Here is a 13889-nt window from a genome sequence, read left to right on the forward strand (position 1 = left end):
AGCGACCCGCAGGGGCTTTTTGCTGGGCGCCTGCAATGGGCCATGAGGCCCGGGATGATCGCGCCCGCCTCACACGGTCCGCATTCGCATGCCTCCTCCGCACGACGCCTTCAAGGGCAACAAGTCCAGCCTGCCCAGCAAGCCTTGTCAGGCCTGCGGCCGCCCGATGACCTGGCGCAAGGCCTGGGCACGCAACTGGGACGACGTGAAGTACTGCAGCGAACGCTGCCGCCGCGACAAATCCACCCGGAGCACCGCTCATGGCTGAATCCCTGCGGCATCTCGTGCTGGTGCTGGGTGATCAACTCGATCTCGAGGGGGCGGCCTTCGACGGTTTCGATGCGGCGCACGATGCCGTCTGGATGGCCGAGGTCGCCGAGGAGTCGACCCACGTCTGGAGCAGCCAGCCACGCATTGCGGTCTTCCTGGCAGCGATGCGGCACTTCGCGGTGGCCCTGCGTGAAGCGGGCCGGCCGCTGCACTACCGGCGGCTGGACGAACCCGAGACCCGTGCCAGCCTCTCGGCCCAGTTGGCAGCAGACCTGGCGGCCCTGCGGCCGCAGCGGCTCATCCTGACGCGCCCGGGCGACTGGCGCGTTCTCACGGCCTTGCAGGCGGCAGCGGCCGACGCCGGCGTGGCACTGGAATTGCGCGAGGACCGTCACTTCTTCACCACCCCACAGGATTTCGCGGCCCATGCCAAAGGCCGCAAGGGCCTGCGCATGGAGTACTTCTACCGCGAGCAGCGCAAGCGCTTCGGCGTGCTGATGGATGGCGGCAAGCCGCTCGGCGGCGAATGGAACTACGACGTCGAGAACCGCGAGGCCTTCGGCCCGGAGGGGCCAGGTTTTGACCTGCCGCAGCCGCCGCGCTTCGAGCCGGATGCCATCACGCGCGAGGTCATCACCCTCGTGCGCGAGCGCTTCGCAGGCCATCCCGGCCGGCTGGATAGTTTTGCCTGGCCGCTGACCCGCGCGCAGTCGCTGCAGGCGCTGCAGGCCTTTGTGCGTGAGCGTCTGCCGCTCTTCGGGCCTTACCAGGACGCGATCTGGCCAGGCGAGCCGTGGCTCTACCACGCGCAGTTGTCCGCGGCCTTGAATCTCAAGTTGCTCACGCCGCAGGAGGTGGTGACTGCGGCCGAGGCCGAAGTGCGCGCCGGACGGGTGTCGATCGCCAGCGGCGAGGGCTTCATCCGGCAGATCCTCGGCTGGCGGGAGTACGTGCGCGGCATCTACTGGACCCGCATGCCGGCCTATGCCGAGGGCAATGCGCTGGACGCCCGGCATGACCTGCCGGACTGGTACTGGACCGGCGACACCGACATGGCCTGCCTGCGGGACGCCATCACGCAGACCCTGGCGCATGGCTACGCGCATCACATCCAGCGCCTGATGGTGACCGGCCTGTTTGCGCTGCTCTACGGGGTGGAGCCGGCGCAGGTGCACGCCTGGTACCTGAGCGTGTACGTGGACGCGGTGGAATGGGTGGAGTTGCCCAACACCATCGGCATGAGCCAATACGCTGATGGGGGCCTCATGGCCAGCAAGCCCTACATCGCGAGTGGCAAGTACATCTCGCGCCAGAGCCCGCTTTGCGGTCGATGCCGCTATCGGCCCGATGAGCGCGTCGGGCCCCAGGCCTGCCCGTTCACGACGCTCTATTGGGACTTCCTGCTCCGCCACGAGACCCGTTTTGCCGATCATCCGCGGCTTGCGTTGCAAGTGCGCGGCGTCGGCCGCATTGCCGAGGCCGAGCGCGACCGCATTCGCGCCCAGGCAGCCGCGCTGCGGAGCACCGCGACATGATCCCGCAAGACCTGGCCCCCACCCGGGAAGCCGCCCTGGCGCGGCTGGCAGCGGTCGACGCCGCGGCCTATGCGCGCAGCCGCAATCATTTGCAAGGTGCGGTCACGGGCCTGTCACCCTATCTGACGCATGGGCTGTTGACGGTGCCCGAGTGCCTGGCCGCGCTGGGCCTGCCGCCGCAGCACAAGCTGGTCTATGAATTCGGCTGGCGCGAGTTCTTCCGCCATGTGTGGGATCACCGCGGCGAGGCCATCTTCCGCAGCCTGCACGAGGGCCCGTTGCCAGACGCGGCTTACCTGCGCGAACTGCCGCAGGACATCCGCCAGGGTGCGACTGGCGTGCCGGTCGTCGACCAGGCGGTGCGCACCCTCTATGCCACGGGCACGCTGCACAACCACGCCCGCATGTGGCTTGCGAGCTACGTGGTGCACGGCCGCAAGGTGCACTGGCGGGCGGGCGCCGACTGGCTGTATGCCCACCTGCTGGACGGTGACCTTGCGAGCAACCACCTCAGCTGGCAATGGGTGGCGGGCACCGGCAGCCACAAGCCGTATCTCTTCGATGCGGCCAACGTGGCCCGCTTCGCGCCGCGGGACTGGCACAGCTGGGGCAGTGCCATCGACCTGAGCTACGAGGCCTGGGACGCGCTGGCCCGTCGATCCGACCGACTGCCCGCAGGTCAAGGCGGGGGCGGCCTGGATGAGCCTGCGCTGCTGCATCGACCAACCACGGGCGTCAGACCTGAAGCCTTCCAAGCGGCCGAGGTCTGGCTGGCTCACCCCTGGGCGCTCGGGGAGCCGCCGCCTGGCGTGCAGGTCGTGGGCGTGGTCATCACGGAGGCTCACCGCCAGCGGCCGTGGAGCGAGAGGCGGTGGCAGTGGGTGACGGCGCGGCTGGCGGGGTTGTCGGACGAGCTGTGGGTGGGCTCCGCCGCCGAGGTGGCCGCCGCGCTCGCGGGCGTGCCCCGCGTGCTGACCCTTGCGAATCCGCACGTCGACCCCTGGCTGCCGAAGGGGGCGGAGCTCCTGCCCGAGGCGCGTCATTTCAAATCGGTGTCGCCGGTCTGCGGTTCGTTCTCCCGGTGGTGGGAGCGGGTTCAGCGGCGCACTTGAGTTGGGGGGATCGGCTGGCATTCCGATTGCTATGGAGGGCTTGTCAAAGCGTTTCAATTGAAACGCTCAACCCCTGACTGACAAGCCACCATGAGCCCAAAAGAAGACATCCGCATCGTCCTGGTCGACGACGACCGTGACGCTTGCGAGAGCCTGAGCGAGGTGCTGCAGTTCGACGGCTACAGCGTGCGGTTCGCCATGACCGCGCAGGAAGCCATGACCGCAGTGGAGGAGTACCAACCCATCTGTGCCCTGGTGGATCTGGGCCTGCCGGACCTGGACGGCTGCGAGCTGTCCCGGCGCCTGCGCGAGCGCTACGGCCCCGACCTCGTGCTGATCGCGGTGACGGGCCGCAGCGGCGCGCAGGAGCATGACAAGGCCATGGCGTGCGGCATCGACCACGTGCTGAGCAAGCCGTTGTCCCTGGAGCGACTGAGGTCGTTTTTCCCGCCTCGCGGCTGATTTGTCGGCAAGTTTTACCGATGGCTTGCCGGCCTGACGCCTTCCAGGCGGCCGGCGCGCGTCAATTCACAGGATTCCCCTCATGACGGACCCTCGGTCTGGCGACTCCGCCCAGTTCCGCCGCATCCTCAACCGCAACCTCGTGCTGCCCCTGGCCATGGGCCTGGGCAGCATCGTGGTCTTCGTCGGCTTGCTGTGGCACCTCATCGGCCTGCTCAACTGGGTGGACCACACGCACCGGGCAGTGGCCAAGGGGCATGAGCTGGCCACGTTGAGTGCTGACCAGGAGAGCGGCCTGCGCGGCTTTCTGCTCAGCGGCGATGACAGCTTTCTGACGCCGTATCTACTCGGTCAGGCCAAGTTCCTTGCCGAGCTCGAAGGCGCCGAGCGCATGATGGCCGACAACCCAGCACAGGTGGACAAGCTTCGCCGCGTGGCAGCCTTGGCGAAGCGCTGGACGGTCTTCGCCGAGACCACGATCGCCATGCGTCGCCGGGGCGAATCGGTCGAGGGGATCATCCGCACGCAGCAGGGCAAGCAGCTCATCGACGAGATGCGGCGCGAACTGCGCAGCTTCAATGAGATGGAACTGCGCCTGCTGCGCGACCGCAATGAAGACGCGCAGGTGGGCACCTGGGCCTCGGTCGGCAGCTACATCGGGCTGCTCTTGATCGTCAGCGGCCTGATCGCCTGGGCTGGTCGGCGCGACATCAAGGCCTTGTCCAGCGAATACACGAATGCCTTGTCGAGCCTCGCTGACACGGCGCGCGACAACGAGGCGAGGGCGTGGCTGCGCGGCGCGCAGGCCGAACTCAGTGCCCAGCTGATGGGCGAGCGGGCACAGGCCGGCCTGGCCACGCGCACGCTGGCCTTCCTGGGCGAGCGCATCGGCGCCGTCGTGTCGGCTGCGTTTCTGCGGGGTGAGGACGGGCGCCTGCGCTGTGTGGCGGCGCAAGGCCTGGCGCCTGCCGACGCCGACGCCAGAGATGCCGACAGCGGCCTGCTCGCCCAGGTCTGGCGCGACGGCAAGACCGTGCGCCTGGCCGGCGTGGCCGATGACTTCCTGAAGGTACGCACCACGCTCGGCGACACCCTGCCGCAGGACATCCTGCTGGTGCCGGCCCTGCACGAAGGCCGGGTCAATGCGGTGTTCGAACTCGGCTTCATGCAGCCGCCCGACGAGCGCGCCCGGGCGCTGTTGGAGGCGCTGCAGGAGATGCTGGGTGCTGTGTTCGAGGCAGCCCTGGCCCGCCAGCGTCTGCAGGCGTCGGTCGAGGAAACCCGCCAGCTCAACGAGGAGCTGCAGGTGCAGCAGGAAGAGCTGCGCACCGCCAACGAGGAGTTGGGCGAGCAGTCGCGCGTGCTCAGCGAATCGCAGCTCAACCTCGAAGAGCAGCGCGCGGAGCTGGAGCAGACCAATGTCCAGCTCGCCGAACAGGCCGAGGCGCTGACCGTGCGCAATGCCGCGCTGGCCGAGGCGCAGGCGGAGCTGAAGGCGCGGGCTTTCGAGCTGCAGCGGGCCAGCCGCTACAAGTCGGAGTTCTTGGCCAACATGTCGCATGAGCTGCGCACGCCGCTGAACAGCGCGCTCATCCTGTCCAAGCTGTTGATGGAGAACAAGCCGGGCAACCTGAATGCGGAACAGCTCAAGTTCGCCGGCACCATCCACTCCGCAGGGCAGGACCTGCTCAACCTCATCAACGACATCCTCGACCTGTCCAAGGTCGAGGCCGGCAAGCTCGACATCGCGCCTCGCTCGCTGGACCTGCGTGCGCTGGCCGACAGCATGCAGCGCCTCTTCCAGCCGCTGGCGCACGACAAGCAGCTGCGCTTCGAGGTGAAGCTCGCGGCCGGCCTGCCCGCTGCCATCGTCACCGACAGCCAGCGCATCGAGCAGATCCTGCGCAACCTGCTGTCCAACGCGATCAAGTTCACCGAGAAGGGCTCGGTGACGCTCAGCATCGAGCCGCGGGGCGACCATGTGGCCTTTGTCGCCGCCGACACCGGCATCGGCATTCCGGCCGCCCATCAGCAGCGTGTCTTCGAGGCCTTCCACCAGGGCGACGGCGCCTTGAACCGGCGCTACGGCGGCACCGGGCTGGGCCTGTCGATCTCGCGGCAACTGGCCGCGCTGCTGGGGGGCGATCTGGGGCTGAGCAGCGTCGAAAGTCAGGGCAGTGTCTTCACGCTGACGCTGCCGGTGCACATGCCCATGCCCGCGCAGGAACCACCGCAAGCCGCGCCCGCCTTGCCGCCCGTGGCGGCGCGCCACCACCAACCGGCCGTGGCGCCTGAACAGCAAGCACCGCTGAGGTCGGCGCCGGCCTTCGCCGATGACCGCGAGGAGCTGGTGCCCGATGCCGCGCCACGGCGCCTGGCGCTCGTGGTGGAGGACGATCCCAACTTCGCCGGCATCCTGTACGACCTGGCCCATGAGATGCAGTACCGCTGCCTGGTGGCCAACGAGGCGCGCGAGGCGCTGGCGTTGGCGTCGGAGCATCTGCCGCAGGCCATCCTGCTGGATGTGCGCCTGCCGGACGGCTCGGGCCTGGCCGTGCTGCAGCGGCTGAAGGAGGACCCCCGCACCCGTCACATTCCGGTGCACATCATCGCGGGCGAGGACTTCCGCGACGTGGCGCTGCCGCTCGGGGCGGTGGGCACGGCCATCAAGCCCACCACGCGGGACGAGCTGGTGGAGATCTTCCGCAAGCTCGAGCGCCATGGTGCCGACGAGATCCGCCGGCTGCTGCTGGTCGAAGACGACCAGCGCCAGCGCGAGAGCATTGCCCACCTGATCGGCGACGACGACATCGAGGTGGTGGCCGTCTCGCACGGCGAAGAAGCGCTGGCCCAGCTCGACCAGCAGCATTTCGACTGCATGATCATCGACCTCAAGCTGCCCGACATGGATGGCACCGAGTTGCTGGCGCGCATGGCCGAGCGCTCGGTCGAGAAGACACCACCGCCGGTCATCGTCTACACCGGCCGCAGCCTCAGCCGCGAGGAAGAGGCGCAGTTGAACCGCTACTCCCGCTCCATCATCATCAAGGGCGCCCGCTCGCCGGAGCGCCTGCTGGATGAAGTGACGCTGTTCCTGCACAAGGTCGAGTCCCGCCTGTCCGGCGAGCGCCAGGCCTTGCTGCGCACCGCGCGCAACCGCGACCAGGTGTTCGAGGGCCGCAAGGTGCTGCTGGTGGATGACGACGCCCGCAACATCTTTGCGCTGACCAGCGTGCTGGAGCAGCGCGGCCTGACGGTGGAGCCCGCCCGCAACGGTGTCGAGGCATTGGAGAAGCTGCAGGCGCAGGACGACATCGACATCGTGCTGATGGACGTGATGATGCCGGTGATGGACGGGCTGGAGGCCACGCGGCGCATCCGGGCGGAAAGCCGCTGGCAGAAGCTGCCCATCATCGCCATCACCGCCAAGGCGATGCGAGACGACCAGGAGCAGTGCCGCCGCGCTGGCGCGAACGACTACCTGGCCAAGCCCATCGAGGTCGATCGGCTGGTGTCGCTGCTGCGCGTGTGGTTGCCGACGACGTGAGGACGGTGCCTCGCGATGTTGAAGAAAGGCGGGCCTGACATGCCGCAGGCGCTGTTCGACCTGGAGTTGCGCCTCCTGATGGAGGCCATCTACAACCGCTACAACCACGACTTCCGTGAGTACTCGGGTGCCTCGCAGAAGCGGCGCGTGCAGTACGCCATGGAGCAGATGGGTTGCGACTCGGTCTCGGCGCTGCAGGGCCTGGTGCTGCGCGATGAGCAGGCCTTCGCGCAGCTGCTCGGCATGCTGACCATCCCGTTCACGGAGATGTTCCGGGAGCCCGCCTTCTTCGTCGCGCTGCGCGAGCATGTGTTGCCCGTGCTGGCCACCTACCCGTCGCTCAAGATCTGGGTGGCCGGCTGTGCCACGGGCGAAGAGGTGTACTCGCTGGCCATCCTGCTGCACGAGGAAGGCCTGCTGGAGCGCAGCCTCATCTACGCGACCGACATCAACCCGGTGGCGCTGGAGAAGGCGCGCCAGGGCATCTTCCCGATTGGTGACCTGCCGCAGTACACGCGCAATTACCAGGCGGCCGGCGGCCGGCGCGGCTTCTCCGACTACTACACCGCTGCCTACGAAGCCGCCCGCTTCGACCGTGAACTGTGCCGCCACGTCACCTTCGCCGATCACAGCCTGGCCACCGACCACGTGTTCTCGGAGATGCACCTGATCTGCTGCCGCAACGTGCTGATCTACTTCAACCGCAAGCTGCAGGACCGGGCGATCGGCCTGTTCTCCGAGTCGCTGTGCCACCGCGGCTTCCTGGGGCTGGGCAGCAAGGAGAGCCTGGACTTTTCCGCCCACAGCCAGGACTTCGAGCCGGTCGTGGCACGAGAACGGCTGTTCCGCAAGCGCTGACCATGGGTTCGCGACGCGCTCCGCCCAGGCCCGCCGCCCGTCCGCCGGTCGAGCTGGTCGTCATTGGTGCGTCGGCCGGTGGCGTGTCGGCGCTGCTCACGCTGCTGTCGCCGTTGCCGGCGGGATTTCGGCTGCCCATCGTCGCCTTGCTGCACTTGCTGCCGCGGCGCGAGAGCCGGCTTTGCAGCGTGCTGAGCCATGCGCTGACCCTGCCGGTGCGCGAGCCGGTGGACAAGGAGGCCATCCAGCCCGGGTGTGTCTATGTGGGCAGCCCCGACTACCATCTGCTGGTCGAACTGGACCGCAGTTTTTCCTACAGCGGCGAGCCCCCCGTGAGCTTTGCGCGCCCCTCCATCGATGTGCTGATGACCTCGGCCGCCGATGCCTACGGGCCTGCCGCGGTCGGTGTGCTGCTGACCGGCGCCAACGCGGACGGGGCCGAAGGCATGGCCGCCATTCGCGCCCGTGGCGGGATCACGCTGGTCCAGGATCCTGCCGATGCTGAAGTACCGACCATGCCCGAGGCGGCGATTGCCCGCTGCCGCCCTGATCACATCCTGCCCTTGAACGACATGCCCCAGATGCTGCTGCAACTTGCCCGGACCGGAGGCGCGCGATGACCGAGGCCCGCACGCAGGAGCTGGCCAAGCTGCTCATCGTGGACGACCTGCCCGAGAACCTGCTGGCGCTGGAGGCCCTGCTGCGCGACGACGGCCTGGAGATCCACGCGGCCCAGTCAGGGGAGGCGGCACTGTCGCTGCTGCTGGAGCATGAGTTCGCGCTGGCGCTGCTGGATGTGCAGATGCCGGAGATGTCAGGCTTCGAGCTGGCGGAGCTCATCCGCGGCAGTTCGCGCACGGCGCATCTGCCCATCGTCTTCGTCAGCGCCGCAGACCATGAGCCGTCCTACACCTTCCGTGGTTACGAGAACGGGGCGGTGGATTTCCTGTTCAAGCCGTTGGATGCACTGGCCGTCAAGAGCAAGGTGCGCGTGTTCACCGAGCTCTACCTCAAGCGGCGCGAGCTGCGGCGGCAGCTGATCGAGGTCGAGGCGGCGCACGCCCGCCAGGAGCAACTGCTGGCCGAGCTGAAGCAGACCCAGGCGGAGCTGCAGCGAGCCCTGCGCATGCGGGATGAGTTCATGTCGATGGTGTCCCACGAGCTGCGCACGCCGCTGGGCGTGATGACACTCGACCAGAGCGTGCGCCGTGACCGCCTGGAGCGTGGTGACCTGGCCTATTTCAGCGAGGAGCGCCTGCGGGCCATGGTTGCGCGGGATGCACGCCAGCTGCGCAGCATGACGCGGCTGATCGACGACATGCTGGACGTGTCACGCATCCAGCACGGCAAGCTCTCCATCCGCCCCAGCCGCACCGACCTTGGCGAACTCGCGCAGCACATCGTCGACGACTACACCGTTCATTTCGGCCAGGTGCCGCTGCACAGCCGCATCGAGGCTGGCGTCGTGGGCGACTGGGACGACAGTCGCATCAGCCAGGTGCTGGTCAACCTGCTGAGCAATGCGCTGCGCTACGGCGAGGGCCGGCCGGTGACGGTCGAGGTGGGCGCCACGGCAGACGGGCAGGCGCGGCTGGCGGTCACCGACCAGGGCCGCGGCATCTCGGCGCACGACCAGGCCCGCATCTTCGAGCAGTTCGAGCGCGGGGCTGCAGCCGGCAACTCGCCGGGCTTGGGCCTGGGGCTGTTCATCAGCCGGCATTTCGTGCGGGCGCATGGCGGTGACATCCGCTTGTGCAGCGAGCCGGGCCGAGGGGCCTGCTTCGAGGTGCTGCTGCCGATGTCGGGCCAGCCTCAGTCGAGCTGCTGACGCACCCAGTCGATCACACCCTCGCGGCTGCGGAATTCGTCGCAGGACCGCACGGCAATGCCGGGATGGCGCTCACGCCACATCGCGGCCAGCGTGCCACCCGGCCCCACCTCCAGCACGCAGCGCGCGCCCCGTTCGGCCAGGCTGTCCATGCAGTCGTCCCAGCGCACGGTGGCGGCCACCTGGGCAGCCAGTGCCGTGGCGAGTGCGGCGGGGCTGCGAGTGGCGGTGCCCGTCCAGTTGCACACCACGGCCGCGCGTGGCGGGCGCAGCGCCTGCGCAGACAGCCAGGCAGCGACCGCGCGCGCCGCCGGGGCCATGGCCGGCGTGTGCGAGGCCACGCCGATGGGCAGCCGGGTGCAGCGCAGGCCGGCGCGACTCCACGCCTCGGCGGCGGCCGCGAGCAGGTCGATCGGCCCGCCCACCAGCACCCGCTCGGGGCCGATGCGGATGGCCGTCGTGACGCCGGCCACGTCTTGCGCCCGCTCGGCAGCCGCCGGGCCCTGCAGCGCCATCAGGCCGCCGGGCTGGCCGATGGCGGCCGCATCCATGGCGGCGGCGCGAAAGGCGGCCAGCGCCAGCGCCGTCTCGCCGTCGAATACGCCGGCGGCGCTGAAGGCCGGTAGTTCGCCGACGCTGTACCCGGCCACGGCCACCGGCGCCGGCAGGTCGCCCGCCAGGGCCTGCCAGGTGGCCACGCCGAGACCGGTGAGCAAGGGCTGCGCCACGACGTTGCTCTGCAGCCAGACCGCGTCGGCTGCGCGTTCGCGCCAGTCGGCACCGAGATGGCCGGCGAGGGCGGCCAGTGTGGCGGCCGCGCGGGGCTCGTGCGCCAGCCAGGGCAGGGCTTGGGGATGCTGGGCGCCCTGGCCGGGGAAGAGCAGCGCCAGGCTCATTCGCCCATGCGCTGCAGCCAGCAGGCTGCCGCCAGCGTGTCGGCTGCGCCGCCGGGGGAGAGCCGGCGTTGCACGAAGTCGCGTCCGATGGCGGCAGCCGCTTGCAGGCCGCCGGGCCGGCCGGCGCCACCCGCGGCCAGAAAGGCACGCGCCTGTGCCTGCGCATGCCGCAGCCCGGCCAGGCCACCGCGGTGGGCCAGGTTGCTGTCGTCGAGCACCGCGATGGTGGCGAAGAGCGCATCCAGCCGGGCGGTGCTGCGGGCCAAGCCGCCCGACAGCCTCTGGCGCAGCGCGGGTTCGGTGGTTTCGAACAACGTGGGAAAGCCCAGCGCCGCCTCGGCCGAGGCGCTGCGCAGTTGGTAACGCTGTGCCGCCTGACCGCCGGGCAGCGTGGACGGGCGTTGCGCGCGAGCGGCCAGCGCCGGGCCCCACAGCGCGAGCAAGGTCGCGCGCAGCTCGGCGGGTGACGCGCGTCGGCCGACCGCCCCAGCCGCGGCGCACAGCAGCCCCAGCATGAAGATCGCGCCGCGGTGGGTGTTGATCCCGCGGGTGGCCGCCAGCATGCGGGCTTCTGCCGCGATGCCGCAGCGCTCCAGGGCGTCAAAGCGCGCCCGATGGGCGCCCAGTTCGGCCATGCGCACGTAATAGCCCCGCAGCGCCAGCAGGCTGCGCATGAAGGTGTGCGCATCCATGTCGTCATGGCTGCCCCGGCAGGTGAGCGTCACGAGGCCGGGCTTGGGCGACAGCGCCAGCTCGTCGTACAACGACAGCGTCGCCGCGCGACCGATGTCCTGAGCGCTCAGCGCGAGCGGTGCCGGGGCGTGGTGCGGCTTCATGCGGCGACTGCCAGGGGTTCGAAGTGCGACAGCGACCGGACGGTGAAGGCGCCCGCGAGGCCCTTGACCAGCAGCAGCCGCGTGTGGCCGCCCCGCCAGGCTTGCCATTCCCGCCACGCCACGGCCTCGTCGCCGGGGAAGACGAGCTCGCCGTCGAGCCGCACCGGCCCGGCGCCGTCGGCCAGCAAAGCGGTGGCGGCGTCGGCCTGCTCGATGCTGCTGACGCCGACCCAGAGGTCCAGGTCGGACCCCGGGCGTACATGCTCCAACCCGGTGAGGGCCTGCCAGCCATGGCTGCCGTAGGGGCGTGCCGCCATGCCGTGGGCTTGCAGCGCCTGGGCCAGGCGTCGAAGGGGCATGCGGGCTGGCGCCGGAAGTTGACCGAGCACGCGGGCCAAGCCCGGGAACTCATCGAAGTAGGCGACCGCGGCGCGCGGCAGCTGAACCGCCATGCGGCGCCGCTGCCAGCGCGCCGGCGCACTCAAGCCGAGCGCGATCTCGCCGTCGCGCAGCTGCTCCGGCTGGCGTGTGACCACCAGCGGCAGGCGCTGCAAGGCCCAGTGCCGCAGGCAGTCGCGCGCCTCGTCGTCCCAGTCGCGGGCCAGCACGTGGTGCCAGCCGTCCCGGGACAGCCAGGCGATCTGGTGGCGGTGCAGTGGCGTCACGGCGATCAATCCGCGGCCAGCACCTGATGGATGACCCGGGCGGCCAGCTTGCGCCCGCCGCGGGCGGCGCCGTCCGCGGCACGCTGGTCGTCCGTCGGGGCGTCGGCCAAGGCCTGGCGCAGCGCCTGGGCGAGGTCGCCTTCCCACAGCCGGCGCACACCGCCCATGGCGACGTAGTTGCGCACGCCCGGCGCGAACACCGGGTTGGACTCCGACAGCTCGGCCAGCAGCGCTTCGGGCAGCTTGGTCACGCGTGCCATCGCCGGCAGCCGCATCACACGGATCTCGGCCTCGGGCAAGGCGTCGCAGGCGTCGGCCATCAGGCCGGACGTGATGAAGCCGCCCGAGAGTGCCTGGTCGTACACCAGGCCGAGCACCCGGTGCCCGCGCCGGCGCGCCAGGTCCAGGCACATCCCGAGATGCGCCATCGCGCGGTTGATACCGAGGAGTTCGTCCCGGCGCCGCAGTTGCTGGCCCTGGGTGTCGATGAGCAGCAGCAGGGGGCGGCCCGGGTGCTGCGCCAGCATGTCCAGCACCGCACGGGCCTGGGTCAGGGCAAGTTGCACGCCGATGGGCGCATGGTCGGTCGTGCCGATGACGGCCAGAGGCTGGCCGTCGAACACAACGTCGCCGTGCAGGAAGTCGCCGTCGCGGCGGATGCCGTGATTGCTGCCGAAGAGCTGCGTCGCGAGGGTCTGCCAGTCCATCAGTGCACTCCCAGGGCGCTGACGCCCGCCACGTCGAGATCGGGCACCTTGGCGGCCTGCGGCACGCCCAGGGCTGTCCACAGCGACACGGCCTCGCTGCCGTCAAAGGTCAGCCGCGCGGACAGCCGCGCATGCTCGGCCTCCAGTGCCGCCAGCGTCACCGGCCGTGCCTGGCCGAGTGCGGCGATGGTGGCTTGCCGGAAGGCGGTGATGTCGTCCTCCACCAGCGCATCGCAGTCGCCGGTCAGCCAGCGATGCTTGCCGCCGGTGGTGCGCCAGACCAGGGCGCGGTCGCGCGAGTCGAATTCCTCCACGCCATGGGAGGCCTCGATCACCTCGGGGCCGGACATGGCCAGGCGCCCGATGTCGCTCATGATGATGTGGTCGGCGCAGCGCGCCACGATGCCCATGCCGCCGAAGCAGCCGCCCGTGCCGCCGATCAGCACGAGGACCGGGATGCCGGCGGCGCGCACGTCCAGCAGGGCGCGCATCACCTCGGACACCGCGATCAGCCCGGCATTGGCCTCGTGCAGCCGCACCCCGCCCGACTCGGCCAGCAGCAGCACCGCCTGCGGCCGGTCACGCAGCGCACGTTTGAACAGGCCCACCAGCTTGGCGCCATGCACTTCGCCCACGCCACCGCCCATGAACTGCCCCTCTTGCGCAGCCACAAACACGTCCTGCCCCGCCAGCCGCGCGCGACCGATGGCCACGCCATCGTCGAACGACGAGGGCACGCCGAGTTGGGCGAGGTGGGGGCTGGTGAGCTTGAGTGCCGGCGGCAGCCATTCGTGGAAGCTGCCGGCGTCGACGATCAGGGCCAGGCGCTCGCGCGCCGAGCATTCGGCATAGGAGATCATGGCTGCAGCTCCTGGGCGGCCTGGTCGAGCCGCAGGCTGACGACAGCGGGCGTGGCACCCATGTCGTGGATGGACACGCGCACGCCGGCCAGGCCGTGGCGCGCATGGAAGTCGCGCACCACGGCCGCCCAGATGGCGCCGAAGCCGCGGGCCGAGGTTTCGATGTGGATGCTACAGGCGTCGCCGGCATCGGGCTCCAGCAGCACCTCCAGATTGCCCGAGCCCACCACGCCCACCAGCACGGGCGTGAAGGAGCCAGCCGGGCGGGTGCCGGTGAAGCAGTAGTCGAGGGTTTCGAGTCCGGGTTGCATGG

General features: G+C 69.9%; 14 protein-coding genes. 8 read left to right on the forward strand and 6 right to left on the reverse strand.

Translation table 11 applies throughout. From position 1 onward, the window contains the following. The first annotated feature begins 88 nt into the window (after positions 1-88). The 8 genes from CDO81_RS19185 to CDO81_RS19220 all read left to right on the forward strand — a co-directional run bounded on the left by CDO81_RS19185 (position 89) and on the right by CDO81_RS19220 (position 9612). The gene (locus CDO81_RS19185) at positions 89-268 is read left to right on the forward strand and encodes a DUF2256 domain-containing protein (RefSeq protein ID WP_088484845.1); all 180 of its coding nucleotides are present in this window, start codon (positions 89-91) and stop codon (positions 266-268) included. Next, entirely contained in the window at positions 261-1805 is a 1545-nt protein-coding gene (locus tag CDO81_RS19190; protein WP_088484846.1) for a cryptochrome/photolyase family protein, read from the forward strand. Before CDO81_RS19185 ends, CDO81_RS19190 begins: the two co-directional genes overlap by 8 nt. Continuing rightward, positions 1802-2917, forward strand: coding sequence for an FAD-binding domain-containing protein (locus tag CDO81_RS19195; RefSeq protein ID WP_088484847.1), 1116 nt, complete (start codon positions 1802-1804; stop codon positions 2915-2917). The genes CDO81_RS19190 and CDO81_RS19195 overlap by 4 nt, the downstream gene beginning before the upstream one ends. 90 nt (positions 2918-3007) lie before the next feature. Beyond that, on the forward strand, positions 3008-3379 hold the full coding sequence (locus CDO81_RS19200; RefSeq protein ID WP_088484848.1) for a response regulator: 372 nt from the start codon (positions 3008-3010) through the stop codon (positions 3377-3379). A gap of 82 nt (positions 3380-3461) precedes the next feature. Beyond that, positions 3462-6926, forward strand: coding sequence for a response regulator (locus CDO81_RS19205; RefSeq protein ID WP_088484849.1), 3465 nt, complete (start codon positions 3462-3464; stop codon positions 6924-6926). A gap of 15 nt (positions 6927-6941) precedes the next feature. Continuing rightward, on the forward strand, positions 6942-7784 hold the full coding sequence (locus CDO81_RS19210) for a CheR family methyltransferase (RefSeq protein ID WP_277596072.1): 843 nt from the start codon (positions 6942-6944) through the stop codon (positions 7782-7784). 2 nt (positions 7785-7786) lie between these two features. Beyond that, positions 7787-8404: a chemotaxis protein CheB gene (locus CDO81_RS19215; RefSeq protein WP_088484851.1), complete on the forward strand. Its 618-nt coding sequence runs from the start codon at positions 7787-7789 to the stop codon at positions 8402-8404. Then, a complete protein-coding gene (locus CDO81_RS19220; protein ID WP_088484852.1) occupies positions 8401-9612 on the forward strand; it encodes a hybrid sensor histidine kinase/response regulator in 1212 nt (403 codons plus the stop codon). The genes CDO81_RS19215 and CDO81_RS19220 overlap by 4 nt, the downstream gene beginning before the upstream one ends. On the opposite strand, the gene CDO81_RS19225 is transcribed toward CDO81_RS19220, so the two are convergent. From CDO81_RS19225 to mdcC, 6 genes are read right to left on the reverse strand one after another with little or no spacing between them, the layout of a single operon-like run. Further along, positions 9597-10508, reverse strand: coding sequence for an acyltransferase domain-containing protein (locus tag CDO81_RS19225; protein ID WP_088484853.1), 912 nt, complete (start codon positions 10506-10508; stop codon positions 9597-9599). The genes CDO81_RS19220 and CDO81_RS19225 overlap by 16 nt on opposite strands. Next, a complete protein-coding gene (locus CDO81_RS19230) occupies positions 10505-11344 on the reverse strand; it encodes a triphosphoribosyl-dephospho-CoA synthase (RefSeq protein ID WP_088484854.1) in 840 nt (279 codons plus the stop codon). Before CDO81_RS19230 ends, CDO81_RS19225 begins: the two co-directional genes overlap by 4 nt. Beyond that, complete coding sequence (gene mdcG, locus CDO81_RS19235) at positions 11341-12009, reverse strand: malonate decarboxylase holo-[acyl-carrier-protein] synthase (protein ID WP_088485029.1); 669 nt, start codon at positions 12007-12009, stop codon at positions 11341-11343. The genes CDO81_RS19230 and mdcG overlap by 4 nt, the downstream gene beginning before the upstream one ends. Positions 12010-12014: 5 nt before the next feature. Further along, positions 12015-12716: a biotin-independent malonate decarboxylase subunit gamma gene (mdcE, locus tag CDO81_RS19240; RefSeq protein ID WP_088484855.1), complete on the reverse strand. Its 702-nt coding sequence runs from the start codon at positions 12714-12716 to the stop codon at positions 12015-12017. Next, positions 12716-13576, reverse strand: a complete 861-nt coding sequence (locus tag CDO81_RS19245) for a biotin-independent malonate decarboxylase subunit beta (RefSeq protein WP_088484856.1) — start codon at positions 13574-13576, stop codon at positions 12716-12718. The genes mdcE and CDO81_RS19245 overlap by 1 nt, the downstream gene beginning before the upstream one ends. Beyond that, positions 13573-13887, reverse strand: a complete 315-nt coding sequence (gene mdcC / locus CDO81_RS19250) for a malonate decarboxylase acyl carrier protein (protein WP_088484857.1) — start codon at positions 13885-13887, stop codon at positions 13573-13575. Before mdcC ends, CDO81_RS19245 begins: the two co-directional genes overlap by 4 nt. Between the last annotated feature and the right edge of the window lie 2 nt (positions 13888-13889).

Origin of the sequence: Roseateles puraquae, from assembly GCF_002205845.1 — a bacterium.
Taxonomy (GTDB): Bacteria; Pseudomonadota; Gammaproteobacteria; order Burkholderiales; family Burkholderiaceae_C; genus Pelomonas; species Pelomonas puraquae.